The sequence below is a fragment of the Micromonospora peucetia genome, assembly GCF_900091625.1.
GTDB classification, from domain to species: domain Bacteria; phylum Actinomycetota; class Actinomycetes; order Mycobacteriales; family Micromonosporaceae; genus Micromonospora; species Micromonospora peucetia.
In genome coordinates this window covers 2,766,253-2,784,936 of the sequence record NZ_FMIC01000002.1, presented here as the reverse complement: position 1 = coordinate 2,784,936, position 18,684 = coordinate 2,766,253, and the positions used below count along the sequence as shown (strand labels likewise).

Genomic DNA, 18,684 nt, shown 5'->3' with positions numbered 1-18,684 from the left:
GGCCCGGGCCGACCTACAGCGCGTCGCCCCCCTCCCCGCGTACCACGGAGGCGCTCAGGCCAGCAGCGCCTCGAGCCGGCGGTTGACCGCGGCCAGGGTGGCCCGGACGACCGCCTGCCGTGGGTCACCGGCGACCAGTGCGGAGCCGACGAGCTGCTCCACCCAGCCGTCGCAGACCAGCAGCACCACGACCGTGGCCACGTCGCAGTTGCCGAAGGGCACCACAGCGGCGTGCTCAACGAAGCAGCGCCCACGGTCGGGGCCGGCGTCGGGGCCGGTCTCGCCCCCGCGCAGCAGCTCGTCGACCGCCGCCGCGGCGGCCACCGCGCAGAGCCGCAGCACGTACCCGTCGACGGCAGGCCCGGTCGAGTAGCCGGCGGCGCTCTCCCCGCCGGCGAGCAGGCGTACCTCCACGGTGGCATCGAGCCCGAAGGTGCTCACCTGGACGTGGTCGATCACCACCCGGGGGCCCGTCGCGCCGCCGGTGTCCAGCGGCCGGGACGGCGCGGTCTCCGTCGTCGTCACCTGCCCGCCGGAGTAGGACGTGCCGACGCTCGCCGCCGGGGCACCGGCGGGAGTCCCGGTCGGTGCGGCGGAGACCGAGCCCGGCTCCTCCACCGTGGCCCGGCCCCGGTGCGGGACGGCGGGCTGCCGGCGTCGGCGCGGGGTCTCGGGCGCCGCCTCGGGACGGGGCGGCGAGGCCTCCGACGGGCTGCCGGCCACCCTGCTGCCGGGTGTCCGGGGCTCGGCGGGAGACGGCTCGGTGGGGCGTGCCGCCGGGCCCCGGCTGTCGGTGCCGCGCGGCTCCGCCGACCGGCGGCGCACCGGCGGCGCGGGCGCGGCCGGCATGCCGGGCACGTTCTGCGGGGCTGCGGCCAGCCCCATCCGGTCCTGGAGCAGGCGGGCGACCTGCCGGCTCACCTCGGCCGGGTCGGCCCCGTCGGCGAGGTCGAGGCGCAGGCTGTGTGCGCCGGCCGGGGTACGGCGCAGCGCCGCGTCGCGAACGCCGGCCACGCCACGGACGGCGTCGAGGATGGCGTTGACGTCGAAACCCTCCGGACGCTCCCGCGGCGGGGCGGACTCGTCCTCGCGGCGCAGGTGGGTGGCGATGCGGGCGAGCTCGGGGGTTTCGGCGGGTGGCTCCACGGCTGGCGGCTCCGGCACGACGGGCACGTCCGGCTCGGAGGGGACGCGTTGCGGCAACACCGCCGACGCGGGATCCGGTGCCCGGTCGGCGGCGGCCGGCTGGGCCATCCGCTCCGGCTCGGGGGCGGAGCGGCGGGCCGCATAGGGAGGTGCGCTCGTCGGGGCGGGCGCGGACGGGGTGTGGTCACGCCGCCCGAATCCGCTGGTGGCGGCCTCGGCAGCGGGACCAGCGGCGGCCTGCGGGCCGTCCGGAGGCCCCGGGGCCGTCTCCGCGGTCTCCGGACGGAGCCGGAACGGCCGGGTGACCCGGTCCGGGGTTTCCTCGGCGCGGGGCGCCGCAGCAACGGCGGCCTCCGGGGCGTACGCGAGGGGGGGTGCACTCGCCGGCGCGGTGACCGGCCCGCCCGCCGCCCAGGCCGGCCGCTCGGCCGGGGCCGGCGGTCCGGCCTCGGGCCCCGTCGTCCGGTCGGCGGGGGCGGACGGCCGCTCGTACGCCGGTCGGGGCACCGACGCGGTCTGGGCGACGTCGTAGGGGCGGCCGGACTCGTGGGGCGGGTCGTAGGACCGGGGAGACTCCGCGCGCGGCTCGTACAGCCGGTGCGGCTCGCCGGCCCAGGCCGGCGGCTGTTCCTCACGGGCCCGGCGAGCGACGGGCTCGGGTTCCTCGCGGGTGCGGCGGCCCGGCGGCTCGGGTTCCTCCCAGGCGCGGCGACCCGACGGGGTTGACTCCTCCCGGGGCAGGCGGCCCGCCGACTCGTGCTCCTCGCGGGACCAGGGCGGCGCCCACGCGGCACCCCAGCTCGGGCGGTTCCAGTTCGGGCCGGTCCAGTCCGGTTCGGTCGTCGGCGGCCGATCTGCGGCCGGCTGCCGGGGCCCGCCCTGTTCCGGGTCGGGCAACGGTTCCCGGTCGACGCCCGGAGCGTGCACCGCACCGGCGACGGGATCGGCGTCCGGCGAACGGCCCCCACCCGGGCCCGGGCCGAAGCCACGCGCGGCCTGTTCGTATCCGGCGGCCCTCGACGCACGGTCCTGGCCGAACCCGCCGGACGTGGGGTCCTGGCCGAACTCCCGGGCTGCGCCATCCGTGCCGGCGGCGACCGGATCGGGGCCGCGGTCGTCCCGGAAGGCGCGATCCGCACCCGGCGTGCGGTCGACGCCGGCGACCCGGTCGCCGCTGGTCGCGTGGTCTCCGGTGGCGGGCGCGGCGTCGGCCGGCCGATCGGTGGCCGGCGGGAACGGGCGCGGTTCGTTGGCCGGCGGCTCCGGCGGGAAGTGCTCGCCCCAGCCGCGCGCCGGGCCAGCGGCTGACGGGGTCTCCTGAGCGGCGGCGCGGTCCACCGTCGGCGCGCGGAAGCCGGGCGGCACCTCGAAGCCGCTGGCTGCCATGCCCACGGGCGGGACCTGGACGGCCGGGGGCGCCGACGTCGGCAGGCCGGGGTCGGACCAGCGGGTCCGGCCGGTCGACGGGTCGTCGGAGGAACGCCGGACCGGACCGGACTCGGGGTCGGCGAACCCGTGCTGCGGCCCGGGCGGCTGCTCGACCGGCGGTGCCGGGCGCTGCGCGGGCACCACCAGCCGGTCGTTGCCCGGGTCGCGGCGCTGCTCGCCGAGGATGCCGGGCGGGGCGCTCACCGGCGCCTGGCGGTTGACCGGCGCGTCGTCGGCGGGATGGTCCACGCCGTTGACGCGGTGGCCGTTGGCCCGGGCCGGCGGCTCGGCCCCGGCCGGCAGGCCGGGCAGCGGCGGCGGCAGGTCACCGTGTCGCGGCGACGAGGCGGCCCAGCCGGGAGTCGGATCGGGCGGACCCCATGGCGCGGCCGATTCGTGGGGGCCGGAAATCTCCCCGCCCCGGGCCCAACCGGCCGCCGGGGGCGCCCACCCGCTGCCGGAACGGGCCAGGTCGTCCTGCGGACCCGTCCCGTCACCGTGCTCTCCCGGGGTGGCGGCACCGGGTTGCCCTGTTTCACTCACCGCGCGCTCCTTGGTCGCCCCCGCTGAGGCTACCGTGTGGTGACAGTGGCGATAAGTTACAGCGGCGGGCCAATTCCGCGACGGGTCCCCGGACCCCGACCGGTTCGGGTGATATGCCGGCTCGTACGAGAACTCGGAGGTTCCCATGACCGCTGTGGGGAACGGTGCCCAGACCGCCGGCCGGCCTACCCGCCTGCCCCGTTCCGCGCGCCGCAAGCAACTGCTCGCCGCGGCCCAGGAGGTGTTCGTCGCCCAGGGCTACCACGCGGCTGCGATGGACGACATCGCCGAGCGGGCCGGGGTCTCCAAGCCGGTGCTCTACCAGCACTTCCCCGGCAAGATGGAGCTCTACCTCGCCCTGCTGGACACGCACTGTGACGCGATCCTCGCGAAGGTGGACGACGCCATGCGCGGCACCAACGACAACAAGGACCGGGTCGGGGCGTCGGTACGTGCGTACTTCGACTTCGTCGACCATGAGAGCGAGGCCTTCCGCCTCGTCTTCGAGTCGGACCTGCGCAACGACCCCGCGGTGCGGCAGCGCGTCGAGCGGGTGGAGCAGGGCTGCATCGCGGCGATCACCGACACCATCATCTCCGACACCGGGATCAGCCGGGCGCACGCGGAGCTGCTCGCCTCCGGCCTGGTCGGCGCGGCCGAGACCGCCGCGCAGTTCTGGCTGGCCCGCGGCCGGCAGTTGCCCAAGGCCGAGGCGGAGGCACTGGTCGCCGCGCTCTCCTGGCGGGGCATCGCCAGCTTCCCGCTGCAAGGTGAGTCAGTCTGAACATCCGGCCCCGGGATCGGATAGCCTTCCCATCGGCGGCTCTTTCGCCCGAATGAGGAGGCACAGTGGAGGTCAAGATCGGCGTGCAGTACGCGCCGCGTGAGCTGGTCCTGGAGAGCGCGCAGTCGCCGGCCGAGATCGAGCAGATCGTGACCGACGCCTTCGGCAAGGCCGAGGGCACCCTCTCCCTGACCGACGAGAAGGGCCGGCGGGTGATCGTGCCGGTCGGCAAGGTCGCCTACGTCGAGATCGCCGAGGCGTCGCCGCGGGCGGTCGGGTTCACCGTCCGCTGAGTGGTCCGGCCGGTCGCGACGGGTGACCGACGATCGCCCGTCGCGGACCGCCGGTCCCGCTCAGTTGTTCAACCCGGCCTCGGCCAGCCGCCTGGAGTGCGCCTCGGTTAGCCGCCGGAACAGCCCCTGCACGTCCACCTGCCCGCCCTGTGCGATGAGCGCGGTGAACGCCCCCCGCTCGGCGGTCGCCACCCGGCCGGCCTGTGACAGCGCCTCGCCGACCAGGCGCCGCGCCCACATCGAGAGCCGGTCGGCCACCCGTGGATCGGCCTCGACAGCCGCTCGGATCTCGGCTACGGCGAAGTCCGCGTATGACGAGTCGTGCAGCACGTCGAGGACGAGCTGACGGTCCGGTTCGGCCAGCGCGGTGGCGATCTCCCGGATGAAGTCGTCGGCGATGGCGTCGCCCACGTACGCCTTCGTCACCGCCTCCGCCCAGTCCCTCGGCTCGGTCGAGTCGTGGTACGCCTGGAGCGCCCCGACGTACGGCGCCATGGCGTCGTCGGGGAGCACGCCGAGCGCGGCGAGCCGGTCGGCCAGCCGCCGGTAGTTGCCGATCTCGGCGGCGGCCATCTCGCCCAGTGCCGCCCGCCGGCGCAGGTCGGGGGCGAGCCGGGCATCGACGGCCATCCGTTCGAAGGCGAGCAGCTCACCGAGGGCCACCAGGCCGAGCAGGTCGACGACGGCATGGTCGGGCAGATCGGGCGCGGACACGAGCGCAGGCTACCGCCCGCCGGCAACCAGACCAGAAGTGGCTCAGATCACGTGGACTGCCCCCGGCGTGGCGCGTGCGCGCGGAATCAGGACGCCCTTGGACCGGTTCAGGTAACATGGAGCAGTTGCCGTGGGCGCCGACCTAGCCAGGGTGGTCCAACCGATCAGCCGGCCCAGTCGAAGTATGAGGCCCGCGGCGCGCGTGCGGCCCGGTCCGGCAAGGCAGTCTGCCGCCGACCGTGTGGCCCGCGCCACACCGAACGCGCCCTGAGGACATGACGGGGCGCACCCACGAGAGGGCACCCCCAAATCCATATGAGCGAGCTGACTGAAGACCTGCTGGACGGCCAGGAACTGGCCGCCACCGCTCCGGTGCGTCCGGAGGCACCCACCTTCGCCGAGCTGGGCGCGCGTCAGGAGACCGTCGACGCGCTGGCCGACGCCGGCATCACCCGCGCCTTCGCCATCCAGGAGTACGCGATCCCGATCGCGATGCGCGGCACCGACCTGATCGGCCAGGCGCCCACCGGCACCGGCAAGACCCTCGGCTTCGGCGTACCGCTGCTGGAGCGGGTCTTCGCGCCGGGCGAGGGCAGCGACGGCGTGCCGCAGGCACTGGTCGTCGTACCCACCCGTGAGCTGGGCATCCAGGTGGCCAAGGACCTCGCCGCCGCGGGCCGGACCCGGGGCGTCCGGGTGCTGCCCATCTACGGCGGCGTGGCGTACGAGCCGCAGGTCGACACGCTGCGCAAGGGCGTGGAGATCCTGGTCGGCACGCCCGGCCGGCTGCTGGACCTGGCCAAGCAGAAGCACCTGCGCCTGGACCGGGTGCACGCGCTGGTCCTCGACGAGGCCGACCGGATGCTCGACCTGGGCTTCCTCGACGATGTCGAGCGGATCCTCGCGATGCTGCCGGAGGACCGGCAGACCATGCTCTTCTCGGCGACCATGCCGGACCCGATCGTCACCCTGTCCCGGCGCTTCCTGCGCCACCCGGTGACGATCCACGCCGGGCACACCGCCGAGACCGGGCCGTCGCCGCAGACCGAGCAACTGGTCTACCGCACCCACTCGATGAACAAGGTCGAGATCGTGGCCCGCATCCTCCAGGCTGAGGGACGCGGGCTGACCATGATCTTCACCCGCACCAAGCGGGCCGCCGACCGGGTCGCCGAGGACCTCGACTTCCGGGGCTTCGCGGTCGCCGCCGTGCACGGTGACCTCGGGCAGGGCGCGCGGGAGCGGGCGCTGCGTGCGTTCCGGGCCGGCAAGATCGACATTCTGGTTGCCACCGACGTGGCGGCGCGCGGGCTCGACGTCAGCGGCGTCACCCACGTCATCAACTACGACTGCCCCGAGGACCAGGACACCTACACCCACCGGATCGGTCGTACCGGCCGGGCCGGGGCGACCGGCGTCGCGGTGACCTTCGTCGACTGGGACGACATGCCCCGCTGGCGGATCATCGACAAGACGCTGGGCCTGGAGATGCCGGAGCCCCAGGAGACGTACCACACCTCTCCGCACCTCTACACCGACCTGGACATCTCCACCGAGGTCACCGGCACCCTGCCGAGCGCCGAGCGCACCCGCGCCGGGTTGTCGGCAGAGGTCGAGGAGGACCTCGGCGGCGGCCGGCCCCGCCGGGGCGAGGGCAGGGGCTCCCGCAGCGGCGAGGGTCGCGGTCGCGGCGAGGGCGGTCGGGGCGAGGGCGGCGGTCGCGGCGAGCGCCGTCCGCGCCGCGCCAGCAGTGCCGCCGACGTGCCGGAGGCGGACGCGCCGGCCGACACCGCCGAGGAGGGCACCCGCATCCCGCGTCGCCGTCGGCGTCGCCGCGCCGGCGAGACCGTCGCGGGCGAGCCGACCACGGTGGTCACCGCCGAAGCCACCGACGCTCCGGCCGCCGACGCAGAGGGCGAGGCCCCGAAGCCCCGCCGCCGCCGGCGCCGTCGTGGTGGCGGTGGCTCCGCCGCCGGTACGCCGGCCGAGGCGACCGCCGACTGACCCACGCACGTCCGACGTCCCCGTACCGGCCTCCGGTGCGGGGACGTTCCTTCTGCGCCTGGTGCGCCAGGCGCCTGACCGACGCGGCCCGCGTTCGGGACGGGTCCGACCGAGCAGGATGATGGAGCAATGGCCGAACCGCTGGACGCCGCCCTGACCGAGGTCCGGGCACTGCTGCTCGACCCTGCGCTCACCCGTGCGGTGGCCGCCGGACGCCGACGTGGACACCGGCCCTCGGTGGTCCGCGCCGAACTGCGGCCGGTCGCGCTCAAGGCCGGCCCCCGGTTGCAGATCTCCACCTCCGACGGCTCCCGCCCGTACACCCGCAACGTGGCCCCCGGCCCGGAGGCCGACGCGGCGGTGGACGCGCTGTTGGCCGAGCCGTTCGGCAACTGGCACGTGGAGACGGCCGACGCGACGCTCCAGCTACGGGTCACCAAGTCCGGCGAGGCGCAGGTACACCGGGCCGCCGCGGCCCGGCCGGCCGCCGAGCCGGGTGGGCACGACCGGGCGAAGGAGTACCTGCTCGACCCCGGCGACCCGATCTTCGCCGAGATCGGTGGTTCGGCGGCGAAACGGCGCCAGGTCGACGCGTTCCTGCGGGCGCTGGCGGCGACCCTCCCGGACGACCTGACCGGCCCGCTGCGGGTGGTCGACCTGGGCTGCGGCAACGCGTACCTGACCTTCGCCGCGTACCGGTGGCTGGCCCAGCGCGGGGTCGACGTCGAACTGGTCGGCGTGGACGTCCGGGAGGACCAGCGGCGGCGCAACACCGAGCTGGCCGAGCGGCTGGGCTGGGCCGACCGGGTCAGCTTCGTGGCCGGCACGATCGCCGACGCCGTCGTGGAACCCGCCCCCGACCTGGTGCTGGCCCTGCACGCCTGTGACACCGCCACCGACGAGGCGCTGGCCCGGGCGGTGCGCTGGCGGGCCCGCTGGGTGCTCGCCGCGCCGTGCTGCCACCACGACGTCGCGGCCCAGCTGCGCACCCGGCCGGCCCCGGCCCCGTACGAGCTGCTGACCCGGCAGGGCATCCTCCGCGAGCGCTTCGCGGACGTCCTCACCGACGCGCTGCGGGCCGGGCTGCTCCGGCTGCACGGTTACCGGGCCGAGGTCGTGGAGTTCGTCGACTCCCGGCACACCCCGCGCAACCTGCTCATCCGGGCACGACGCACCGGCACCGCGCCGACCGCCGCCCAGCGGGCGGAGTACCGGGAGCTGGTCGACCGGTGGGCGGTGAGCCCCCGACTGGAGGCGCTGCTTCCGGCGCCCACGCCGGACCCTGCCCCGGACCCCGACACCCAGGCGCCGGACGACGTCGCGACGGCCCGCTAATCGGGACGTCGCCCGAACTGCCTGCCGGTCGGGGCGCAGTTCCGGCGGGCCGCCCGGCCCGGCAGGCCGCCCGGCCCGGCAGGCCGCCCGGCTCGGCAGGCCGCAGTTCGGCAGGCCGCCCGGCTCGGCAGGCCGCAGTTCGACGGGCCGCCCGGCCCGGAGTTGCTGCCCACCGGGCGAGCACGCCACCCACCAGCGCCCGCCCCAAACCCGCGCCGCTGAACGTCCGGGCCAACCGGCAGGCCGGTGATGCGGGGCCGGGCCGGTGATGCGCGAGCACCCCGGGTGATCAGGACGCCATGGACCTTACCCGGCTGTTTTAGGGTCCATGGCGTCCTGATCACCATTGACTGAGCGCGGGATCACCGCCCATCGCATGATCATCTATTCTGCGCCGCCCCCTCCGCCGGTTCCCTGGACGGCCACCATCGCCACGTTTGTCCGCTACCACCAGGATCGCTTGGCCCCCGGGTGATTGCCGCAGTCCCCGGCCTGGTCGCCGGGGCCTCGTTCATCGTGCTGATCCGCCGGATCTCCACCGCTCAGCAGAACCGGATCTCGAAGGCAGTTCCGCTCCGGCCCGGATACCCGCGTGCCGGATCCGGCGCTCCAGCCAACGGTGATCAGGACGCCATGGACGCTAAACAGCCCGGGTAACGTCCATGGCGTCCTGATCACCCGGGGCGCTCGCGCATCACCGGCCCGCCATCAGCGTCACCGCCGGTCCCGCCGATGGTGGGTGGCGTGATCGAGGCACGACGCAACTGTCGGCCCCGCCGACGTGCAGCGCGGGGACTGCTCGTCGTCGTCGCCCGGACCACTTCGCTGGAGCCCCGGTCACCTGAGCGACGTCGACCGCCGCGTCCACCCGTCCGGGATGTGATCCGCGCCATTCCGGAGGGTGGAACGTCGCGTCCACGTGACGGTCTGGTCGATCAGTCAATTGTTTCCCGACCTTTCCGTACTACCCTCGGAGGCGCACCGCCGGTGCCGGTCGGGAGGGAAGACCCGCAGGGATGGGTTCCGTAGAGGTTTCTCCGCAGATGGCCTTCGCACGTTTCGTGCGGCGTGCGATCGACGACGCCCGTGAGGAACGCGGCTGGACCGTCACCGATCTGGCGTCCCACACCGGAGTCGGTCGGTCGACCGTGTTCCGTTGGCTCGCCGGGGACTGGCAGGACTACCCCGAGCTGGCCAAGGTGCGCGGCTTCTGCGCGGCGCTGGACCTGCCGGTCGCGGCCGCGTTCCGCGCGCTCGGCCTGCCGGACGCCGGTCCCGCACCCCGCCGACGAGTCGACGACGGCCCTGTCGAGGCGGACGTACGGGTGATCCTGCAACGGCTGGCGGATCCGACCGTTCCGGCCGAGGAGAAGCACCACATCCGCGACCTGCTGCGCTACCTGGCCCGCCGCCCGATCCGCCGCGCCGGCTGAGCGCCCACCGAGCACGACCACCGGTCGTCGGGCTGCTCGTCGCCGCCGTCGTGCTGCTCGCACCCTCGCGTTCCGGCGCCGGCCGCCCGCCCGATGGGGTCAGGGCACGATGACCGTGAACTCGGCGGTCCGCACCACGCCGGCAACCTGGAAATCCAGGTAGAGCCGGTACCGGCCCGGGTCGGGCGTGGTCACCCAGAACGTCACCGCCCCGTCGACCGGTTGCGGCTCGGGGTGGACGTGCAGGTAGCCCAGATCCCCCTCGCGTAGGGCGACCAGGTGCCCGTACGCGCCGAGGTAACGCTCCAGCGCCGCCGGCCCGCCGGGCGAGTCGACCCGGAAGGTCAACGGCACGGTCACGCCGGCCTGCGGGGTGCCCTGATAGCCGACGGTGAACCCGTCGACCGTGACGGAGGACGCCGGCGCCGGTAGCGGCCTCGGCTGGTAGCCGCCCGGCGCGGTCAGGTCGACCCCGAGGGTCACCGGCGTCTGCCGGCCGTCGTCGCCGAGCGCGGTGAAATCGGCGTACGCCCGCCAGACGCCCGGCTGCGACAGGGTCAGCGGCACCGACCAGGTGCCGTCGGCCGCCATCGTCGGATGCAGGTGCTGGTAGCCGGTCAGGTCGCGACGCACCACGATCAGGTGCATCGGCTTGTCGTGCACGACCGCGAACCGGGTCACCGGGCGGCGTTGCGCGTCCCGCACCTGGAACCGCAGCTCGCCTGGACGGCCGGCGGTGAACGCGGCGGCCACCGGGGTGAGCGTGTAGCCCGCCGAGCTGACCGAGAGGCCGCCGGCCTGCGCCGCCGCGGCCTGGTCAGCGCCGTGCTCGTGGGCGCCTGTGCCCGGCGCGTGGCTGTGGCCGGTGAGGGCGCTGTCCGGCCCCGCCGCCACGGACGGGCCGCCGTTGAGCCGGCCGAGGCCGAAGCCGAGCAGGACGGCGAGCACCAACCCGCCGACGACCAGCGCCAGCCGGACGGTGCTCCGGTCCGGCACTGCCGACACCTGATCCGGCTCGGCCGATGCCTGGTCGATCTCCGTCGACGCCTGATCCGGTACGGCCAATGCCTGATCCGGCACGGATGACGCCTGGTCGGGCACGGCCGACACCTGGTCAGGCACCGCCGCCGTCCCGCTCGCGGCCAGGCTGCTCATCGGTCATGCCGCCCACGCTACCGCCCCTCGGCACCGCGTCAGCCCGCCGGTGCTGCGGCGTGGCGACGGTCGCAGTCCCGCCCCACCGGGAACTTTCCCGGCCCAGCCGAAACGACGTCGGCGCAGCTCGGACTGCGGACGGCAGACGGGCAGACGGGCAGACGGCGGACGGCGGACGGCGGGTGGCGGGTGGCGAGTGGCGGGTGGCGGGTGGCGGGTGGCGGGTGTGCGGACGGCGGACGGCGGGTGGCTCAGCCGGCCACGGCCAGTGCGAGGGGAAGCACGTCGGGGGCGCCGGCCCGGCGCAGCTCCCGGGCGGCCATCGTCATCGTCCAGCCCGAGTCGACCAGATCGTCAACGAGGAGCACCGGCCCGTCGAGCCCGGCGAGAGCGCCGGCCAGTTCGTCCGGCACGGTGAAGGCGCCGTGCAGGACGCGTACCCGCTGGGCGCTGTTGCCGCGCGGGCCGCCGACGGGCGCGCCGGTCGGCGTCACCTGGCCGAGCAGCGGCAGCCGACCCACGGCGGCGATCCGCTCGGCGAGCGAGCCGACCAGTCGGGGCCGGCGGCGCGAGCCGACCGCGACCACACCGACCGGGCGGCGGGGCCACTTCTCGTCCCCGTGCGCCCACGCCTTCAGCACCTCGACCACGGCGGCGGCCACGTCGTCGGGAACGGCGACGTCCGCCGCCTCCGGCCCGACCAGGTCGCGTAGCCGACCGCCCCACCCCAGGTCGGACAGCCGCCCCACCGCGCGCCCCGGCAGCGCCTGCTCCGCCGGGGCGATCCGCCCCTTCAGCGGTACGCCCACCGCCTCCAGCCCGGTCGGCCAGAGCTTCTTCGGCGTGATCTCCACACCGGGGCGGCCGAGGAAGGTCTGCGCGGCGGTCAGCGCCACGTCCGACACGTCGGGCGTGAACAGCGGGCCGGCGCAGCGGTCGCACCGGCCGCAGCCGGTCGCACCGGCGTCGTCCAGGCACTCTCGCAGGTAGCGCAGTCGGCAGTCGGGGGTCCTCGCGTACTCCCGCATGGCCTGTTGCTCGGCGGTGCGCGCCTCGGCGACGCGGCGCAGCCGGGCCTCGTCGTAGGTCCAGGGTTCGCCGGTGGCGAGCCAGCCGCCGCGCACCCGGCGGACCGCGCCGTCGACGTCGAGCACCTTGAGCATCAGCTCCAGCCGGGCCCGGCGCAGGTCGACGATCGGTTCGAGGGCCTGGGTGGAGAGCGGGCGGTCGGTGTGCAGGGCGGCCAGCACGGCGCGGACCTGCTCCTCCGGCGGGAAGGCGAGCGAGGCGAAGTAGCGCCAGATCGCGGCGTCCTCGGCGCCGGGCAGCAGCAGCACCTCGGCGTGCGCGACGGCGCGGCCGGCGCGGCCGACCTGCTGGTAGTACGCGATCGGCGACGGCGGTGCGCCGAGGTGCACCACGAAGCCGAGGTCGGGCTTGTCGAAGCCCATGCCCAGGGCGCTGGTGGCGACCAGCGCCTTGATCTTGTTGTCCAGCAGGTCCTGCTCGGCGGCCCGCCGGTCGGCGTCCTCGGCCTGGCCGGTGTAGGAGGCGACGGCGTAGCCCCGGGAACGCAGGAACTCGGCGGTCTCCCCCGCCGCGGCGACGGTGAGCGTGTAGACGATGCCCGAGCCGGGCAGCCGGTCCAGGTGGTCGGCGAGCCAGGCCAGCCGGTGCGCCGGGCTGGGCAGGTCGAGCACGGCCAGTCGCAGTGACTCCCGGTCCAGGCTGCCGCGCAGTACGAGGGCGTCGCCCAACTGCTCCGCCACGTCGGCGGTGACCCGGGCGTTGGCGGTGGCCGTGGTGGCCAGCACCGGGGTGCGTTCGGGCAGGTTGGCCAGGAAGGTACGCAGCCGGCGGTAGTCCGGCCGGAAGTCGTGCCCCCAGTCGGAGACGCAGTGCGCCTCGTCCACCACCAGCAGGCCGGTGGTGGCTGCGAGCTTCGGTAGCACGGTGTCCCGGAAGTCCGGGTTGTTGAGCCGCTCGGGGCTGATCAGCAGTACGTCCACGGTGCCGGCCTGGATCTCGGCGGTGATCTCGTCCCACTCGTCGAGGTTGGCGGAGTTGATGGTGCGGGCCCGGATGCCGGCCCGGGCCGCCGACTCGACCTGGTTACGCATCAGCGCCAGCAGCGGCGAGACGATGACGGTCGGGCCGGCTGTTCCGGCACGCTCGCCCGGCTGCGGGGCGGCCTCGCCCTGGTCGCGCTCGCGGAGCAGGGCGGTGGCCACGAAGTAGACCGCCGACTTGCCCCACCCGGTGCGCTGTACGCAGAGCACCCGGCGGCGGTCGGCCACCAGCGCCTCGATCGCCCGCCACTGGTCCTCGCGGAGCCGGGCGTGCTCGCCGGCCAACCGCCGCAGCACCGCTTCGGCCCGTTCCCGTACCGCCGTCCGATCCACGCTCATCCGGCATTTCTACCAGCTACGACGGACGTTCCCGCTGGGCGAGCGCTCGCCCAGCAGCACATCACCCCGGCGCGGTGCCGTGCTGGCGGACTGCCAGGGGCGCCGCGTCCGCGTGGGTGCGGGGGTCCTCCTCCGCGCAGAAGCCCCGCCGATATGGAGCCGTCGCCGGGCGGCGACAACTCCATATCGGCGGGGCCGGGCCCGCGCCGTCAGGGGCGGCGGGAGGGGGTGCGCAGGGAGTGCCGCAGGAGTGCCAGGCGTGGGGCGAGGCTGGCCAGGCCGCCGGGGAAGAAATAGACGGCCAGGATGAAGACGGTGCCGAGCACGAAGAGCGGCTGGGACAGCGGGTTGCTCAGGAACGCCGGCAGGGCCTCCACCGCGTCGGACGTGCCGAACGCGACCAGCCGGTGGTCGAGGTACATGTAGAGGATGCCGCCGATCACCGGCCCCCACCGGGTGCCCGGCCCGCCGAGCACCACCATCACCAGCAGCGCCAGGGTCCACTCGGAGGAGGTGATGTGCGGCGAGGCGCCGCCGACGATCAGGACGTAGACCACGCCCCCGGCCGCCGCCAGCCCGCCGGCCAGCGCGAACGCCACCAGCTTGAACCGGTACGGGTCGAGCCCCAGCACCCCGATCCGCCGCTCGTCGTCGCGCAGGCCGGCGAGCACCCGCCCGGTCGGCGAGCCGGAGACCCGGTGCACCACGAAGACCACCACGACCAGGTACGCCAGCGCCAGCCAGTAGAGGTTGACGGTGTTGGTGACCCCGACCAGGCCCTCCGGCAGCCCGGAGACATCCAGCGGCAGCCCCTCCTCGCCGCCGGTGAGCCCGCCGAAGTCGCGGGCCACCAGGATCGCCCCGACCTGGGCGAAGGCGAGCGTCACCATGGCGAACGCGATGCCGACGGTGCGTAGCGCCACCGCGCCGAGCAGCGCGGCGAGGATCGTCCCGCCGGTGATCGCAAGCAGCCCCGCCTGCCACAGCGGCAGCCCCGCCTTGGTAACGAGGATGTCGGTGCCGTAGACGCCGGCGGCGAAGTAGAGGGCGTGGCCGAAGGAGAGCATCCCGGTCCGCCCGAAGAGCAGGTCGTACCCGGCGGCCAGGCCGCCGAAGACCAGGCAGACGGCGAGCAGTTGCAGGGTGCCCGGGGAGTTCAGCGCCCCCTCGAAGACGCCCGGCAGGTGCAGCGTGGAGTACGGCAGGATCAGCGCGACCACCAGCGCGACCAGCGGCAGGTACGGGCGCAGCCCGTGCCACCGTCGGCGCCCCGGCGTCAGTTCGTCGGGCACCGCCGCGGGCGGCGCCGGAACCTCGGGGCTCTTGGTCTCGGTCATGCCGTTGCCACCTTTCCGGCGATGCCCTGCGGGCGCAGCAGCAGCACCACGGCCAGCAGCGCGACCACGCAGATGTCGCCCAGCCCGGAGGTGCCGTAGTAGTTGACGAACTGTTGGGTCAGGCCGACGGCGACGGCCGCGTACGCGGAACCGGTCACCGAGCCCATGCCGCCGATGACCACCACGATGAACGCGAAGATCAGCAGCGAGCCGCCCTGGCCGGGCGAGACGGTGCCGAAGTAGACGCCGCCGAGCGCGCCGGCCAGCGCCGCCGCCGCCCCGCCGATGGCGAAGACCAGGGTGAACGCCTTGCGCACGTCGATGCCGAGCGCGGTGACCATCTCCCGGTTCTCCACGCCGGCCCGGATGATCAGGCCGTAGCGGGTCCAGCGGAGGAAGGCCAGGATCGCGCCGAGCACCAGCACCGCGGCGATGATCAGCAGCAGGCCGCCGTTGGGCACGTTGGCGCCGAGGATTCCGGTGACCTGCCGGGTCCACTCGGGGCGCGGGAACGGCCGGGCGTCCGCGCCCCAGGTGGCCTGGAGCAGCGCCACACCGGCCAGCGAGAGACCGACGGTGACCAGCACCTGCTCGATGGTGCGGGAGTAGAGCGGCCGGATCAGCACCAGCTCGACCAGCACCGCCACCAGCGTGCCGGCGGCCACCCCGAAGGCGACCGAGACCACGAAGCCGAAGCCGTCCGACCCGGCGCCGGGCAGGTTGCCCGCCGCCCACCAGGTCCCGTACGCGCCGACGCCGAGGAAGACGCCGTGCGCGAAGTTGAGCACGTCGGCCAGACCGAAGACCAGGGACAGACCGCTGGCGACCAGGAAGTAGAGCGCCGCCAGGCCGAGCCCGGTCAGCGTCAACAGGATGACGGTGTCCATCAGTGCTGGTCCTTCCTCGCGCCTGCGGGGCCCGCAAGCTGACTCCTCGCGCCCGGCGCGTGCCCCTCCGCCGAGCCCACGCCCAGCAGCGACTTTGTCAGGGCGGTCTCCAGCAGCAGTTCCTGCGCGTCGCCGGTCCAGGCGACCTGGCCGGCGGCCAGCACGACCGCGTCCCGGGCGAGCCGCCGGACCACGGCCAGGTTCTGCTCGACCAGCAGCACCGGCACGGATTCGGCGACCCGTTCCAGCACCTCGGCCACCTCGGTCACCACCTTCGGCGCCAGCCCCTTGGTCGGCTCGTCGACCAGCAGCAGCCGGTTGTCGTTGAGCAGCACCCGGCCGATCGCGAGCATCTGCTGCTGCCCGCCGGAGAGCGAGCCGGCCCGTTGCCGTCCGCGCCGGTCCAGCTCCGGGAAGAGCGCGAAGACCTTGTCGTACGCCGGGGTGCTGCCCCGCTGTTCGGCGAGCCGGAGGTTCTCCGCGACGGTGAGCCCGGCGAAGACGCACCGGTCCTCCGGCACGTAGCCGAGCCCGCCGCGGACCAGCCGGTGGGTCGGCCGGGCCAGCAGGCTCTGCGCGCCCATCCGGACGGCGCCCCGCACCTCGCCGGCGGGCGGGGTGAGACCGACGATCGCGCGCAGCGTGGTCGTCTTGCCCACGCCGTTGCGCCCGAGCAGGACGGTGACGCCGGTCGGGGCGACCGTGAAGGACACCCCCTGGAGGATGTGCAGCCCGGCGATCCGGACCGACAGGTTCTCCACGCTGAGAATGGGTTCCACTAGAGCTGAGCCGCCTTCCGTTCGCGACTGCGGGACTCGCAAACCCGGCTCATTCCTCGCGCTCACAGCGACTCCCCCAGGTAGGCCTCTTGCACGGTGGGGTTGGCCATCACCGTCTCCGGGGTGTCGCAGGCCAGCAGCGCGCCGTGGTGCATCACGGCGATCCGGTCGGCCAGCTCCAGGATGACGTCCATGTGGTGCTCGACCATCAGCACCGACCGGCCGCTGTCGCCGGTGAGCGAGCGGATCACCGAGACCAGCTCGGGCACGTCCTCGGCGCTGACCCCGGCCATCGGCTCGTCGAGCAGCATGACCCGGGGCTCCCCGGCGAGCAGCAGGGCGATCTCCAACTTCCGCTTCTCGCCGTGGGCGAGGGTGCCGGCCAGCGCCGTACCCCGGTGGGCGAGGCCGACCCGGTCGAGCGCCGCGTCGGCGGCGGCGGCGACCTCCCGGTCGGCCGCCGCCCGCCGCCACAGCTTCATCGAGCCCCCGCGGTGCGCCTGCACGGCGAGCCGGACGTTCTCCCGCACGCTGAGCGAGCCGAAGACCGAGGATGCCTGGAAGGTACGGCCGAGCCCGAGACGGGCCCGCCGGTGCGGCGGGAGGGAACCGATGTCCTCCCCGTCGAGGGTGATCCGTCCTTCCGTGGCCCGGCGGATGCCGGTGATCAGGTTGAACAGTGAGGTCTTGCCGGCGCCGTTCGGCCCGATGACGCCGAGGAACTCCCCGGGCGCCAGGTCGAGGTAGACGCTGTCGACGATGGCGACCTCACCGATCCGCCAGGTCAGACCGCGGGTGGCGAGCATCTGTTGTCAGCCCTTCATCGGCACGGCCGGCGGTGCGGACTCGTCCCCGGTCAGCGCCTTCTGCGCGGTGGCCGTGAACGCGGTGCCGCTGCCGGTCAGCTTGGCCTGGAACATCGGCTGGAGCAGCGCGTGGTCCTCGGCGCGGATGGTCATCCCGCCCTTGACCCCGTCGAAGCTCCAGCCCTCCAGAGCCTTGATCATCTTTTCGACGTCGTCGCCGCCCTCGGAGATCGCACGGACGACCATCTGCGCGGCGGCGAAGCCGTCCGGGTGGAACAGGTCGACCGTGCCGACCTTGGCCTTCAGGGCCTTGGCGGCCTCGTTGTCGGAGGCCCCGTCGAAGTAGTGCGACAGGAAGGAGATCTTGGCGCCGGCGGCGCCGAAGGTCGGCCACGAGGCGCGGATGTCCAGGCCGGTGACGACCGTGGTGGAGGAGAGCACACCCTGCTGGTCGAGCGTCTGCCACATCGCCGGGGCGGTGGTGCCGGCCCAGGCCACGAAGAGCAGGTCTGGCTTGGCGGACTTGATCTGGCTGGCGAACGGGGTGAACTCGGTGGCGCTGGCCGGCGCCCGGACGCTGCTGACGGCCGCGCCCGCACCGCCGATGACAGCCTTCACGGCCGCCTCGTTGGCGTCGCCGAAGGCGCCGTCCTGGGCGAAGACCACGACCTTCTTGCCGGCCGGGTCGCCGATGAACGACTTGGCGGTGACCACGTCCTGGTACGACTGCCGCCCGGACCGGAACGTGTACTTGTTCGAGCCGGTCACCGCGTCGGTGGCGGCCGGCCCGGAGATGAAGAGAACCTTGTTCTGCGCGGCGATCGGGGCGACCTGGAGGGCCACGCCGGAGGCCGTCGACCCCGCGATGATCTTGTTGCCCTTGCCGATCAGGTCCTTGGCCGCGGAGACCGCCTTCGCCGGGTCACCCGCGTCGTCGACCTCGGTGACCTCGACGGCCCGGTCGCCCACCTTGTTGGTGCCCTTGGTGGCGAAGTCGAGGCCGGCCCTGAAACCCTCGATGTACTGCTTGCCGTAGCTGGCCAGGGCTCCCGACTGGGAGTACACCAGGCCAACCTTCACCGGGGCGGCGCTGTCGCCGCCACCGGAAGCGGTGTCCTGCGGGCTGCCACAGGCCGTGGCGGCGAGCGCCGCGGCCATCATCGTGGCGGCGGAGAGGAACACCCGCCGCGTCGTCCGGACCGTCATTGCGACTCCACGTGAGGACTCGGAGGTAGGGAACTCATATGACGGCTCACGCTAGGAGTGACGTCACCCACGGGCTATGTGGCCGATGCACACAAGTAACACGGGTGGGGTGGCCGGACGTTACAGCGCCAGCCCTGCGACTGTGACGGCGTACGTCCGCGATGGCCGCAGCGGCCATTGACGGAAACGCTCCTGTGTCGCCGCCCCCCACCGACCGGCATTTCCCTCGTCCGTCGACAGCGCCGGCCGCCGCCGAGCAGGCTGTCGCAGAAGACCCGGTCAGCTTTCGGCGGGTGGCGGCCAGTTCGACGCCGGATCGGGGCACCCACGTCGCCGAACGCCCCACCGCGTAACCACCCTGGACACCTCCTGTCGAACTGCCCCACGTATGGGGCGCCGAGTTCGTCCTGCCCCGCCGCCTCGCCT

Annotated in this window: 14 protein-coding genes; 5 read left to right on the top strand and 9 right to left on the bottom strand. The window is 74.4% G+C overall.

Annotation, left to right across the window (positions count from 1 at the left end; genetic code table 11):
- Positions 1–54: 54 nt before the first annotated feature.
- The gene (locus GA0070608_RS13035) at positions 55–3,117 is read right to left on the bottom strand and encodes a hypothetical protein (protein WP_091627503.1); all 3,063 of its coding nucleotides are present in this window, start codon (positions 3,115–3,117) and stop codon (positions 55–57) included.
- Positions 3,118–3,262: 145 nt separating this feature from the next.
- On the opposite strand from GA0070608_RS13035, the gene GA0070608_RS13030 reads away from it, so the two are divergent.
- Together GA0070608_RS13030 and GA0070608_RS13025 are read left to right on the top strand one after the other, a co-directional pair.
- Positions 3,263–3,901, top strand: a complete 639-nt coding sequence (locus GA0070608_RS13030; RefSeq protein ID WP_091627499.1) for a TetR/AcrR family transcriptional regulator — start codon at positions 3,263–3,265, stop codon at positions 3,899–3,901.
- Between the two features lie 65 nt (positions 3,902–3,966).
- Positions 3,967–4,194, top strand: a complete 228-nt coding sequence (locus GA0070608_RS13025; RefSeq protein WP_091627496.1) for a DUF3107 domain-containing protein — start codon at positions 3,967–3,969, stop codon at positions 4,192–4,194.
- Between the two features lie 60 nt (positions 4,195–4,254).
- On the opposite strand, the gene GA0070608_RS13020 is transcribed toward GA0070608_RS13025, so the two are convergent.
- Positions 4,255–4,908 (bottom strand): ferritin-like fold-containing protein, encoded by a 654-nt coding sequence (locus GA0070608_RS13020; RefSeq protein WP_091627493.1) that lies wholly within the window; start codon positions 4,906–4,908, stop codon positions 4,255–4,257.
- A 315-nt stretch (positions 4,909–5,223) separates the two neighbouring features.
- On the opposite strand from GA0070608_RS13020, the gene GA0070608_RS13015 reads away from it, so the two are divergent.
- The 3 genes from GA0070608_RS13015 (at position 5,224) to GA0070608_RS13005 (ending at position 9,680) form a co-directional block, all read left to right on the top strand.
- Positions 5,224–6,912 carry a DEAD/DEAH box helicase gene (locus GA0070608_RS13015; protein ID WP_091627490.1) on the top strand — a complete coding sequence of 563 codons (1,689 nt, stop codon included), beginning with the start codon at positions 5,224–5,226 and terminating at the stop codon, positions 6,910–6,912.
- Positions 6,913–7,041: 129 nt separating this feature from the next.
- On the top strand, positions 7,042–8,247 hold the full coding sequence (locus GA0070608_RS13010) for a class I SAM-dependent methyltransferase (RefSeq protein WP_091627485.1): 1,206 nt from the start codon (positions 7,042–7,044) through the stop codon (positions 8,245–8,247).
- Between the two features lie 1,016 nt (positions 8,248–9,263).
- The gene (locus GA0070608_RS13005) at positions 9,264–9,680 is read left to right on the top strand and encodes a helix-turn-helix domain-containing protein (protein ID WP_091627481.1); all 417 of its coding nucleotides are present in this window, start codon (positions 9,264–9,266) and stop codon (positions 9,678–9,680) included.
- 99 nt (positions 9,681–9,779) lie between these two features.
- Here GA0070608_RS13005 and GA0070608_RS13000 read toward each other — a convergent pair whose 3' ends face one another.
- The 7 genes from GA0070608_RS13000 to GA0070608_RS12970 form a co-directional block, all read right to left on the bottom strand.
- The gene (locus GA0070608_RS13000) at positions 9,780–10,835 is read right to left on the bottom strand and encodes a hypothetical protein (RefSeq protein ID WP_245715779.1); all 1,056 of its coding nucleotides are present in this window, start codon (positions 10,833–10,835) and stop codon (positions 9,780–9,782) included.
- Between the two features lie 251 nt (positions 10,836–11,086).
- Complete coding sequence (locus tag GA0070608_RS12995) at positions 11,087–13,243, bottom strand: RecQ family ATP-dependent DNA helicase (RefSeq protein ID WP_091627476.1); 2,157 nt, start codon at positions 13,241–13,243, stop codon at positions 11,087–11,089.
- Between the two features lie 209 nt (positions 13,244–13,452).
- Positions 13,453–14,580 (bottom strand): branched-chain amino acid ABC transporter permease, encoded by a 1,128-nt coding sequence (locus GA0070608_RS12990; RefSeq protein ID WP_091627472.1) that lies wholly within the window; start codon positions 14,578–14,580, stop codon positions 13,453–13,455.
- The gene (locus tag GA0070608_RS12985; protein ID WP_091627469.1) at positions 14,577–15,467 is read right to left on the bottom strand and encodes a branched-chain amino acid ABC transporter permease; all 891 of its coding nucleotides are present in this window, start codon (positions 15,465–15,467) and stop codon (positions 14,577–14,579) included. Before GA0070608_RS12985 ends, GA0070608_RS12990 begins: the two co-directional genes overlap by 4 nt.
- Positions 15,467–16,246 carry an ABC transporter ATP-binding protein gene (locus tag GA0070608_RS12980; protein ID WP_176733714.1) on the bottom strand — a complete coding sequence of 260 codons (780 nt, stop codon included), beginning with the start codon at positions 16,244–16,246 and terminating at the stop codon, positions 15,467–15,469. The genes GA0070608_RS12985 and GA0070608_RS12980 overlap by 1 nt, the downstream gene beginning before the upstream one ends.
- Before the next feature lie 62 nt (positions 16,247–16,308).
- The gene (locus GA0070608_RS12975) at positions 16,309–17,052 is read right to left on the bottom strand and encodes an ABC transporter ATP-binding protein (protein WP_091627460.1); all 744 of its coding nucleotides are present in this window, start codon (positions 17,050–17,052) and stop codon (positions 16,309–16,311) included.
- Positions 17,053–17,058: 6 nt separating this feature from the next.
- Positions 17,059–18,258, bottom strand: a complete 1,200-nt coding sequence (locus tag GA0070608_RS12970; RefSeq protein ID WP_091627454.1) for a substrate-binding domain-containing protein — start codon at positions 18,256–18,258, stop codon at positions 17,059–17,061.
- Between the last annotated feature and the right edge of the window lie 426 nt (positions 18,259–18,684).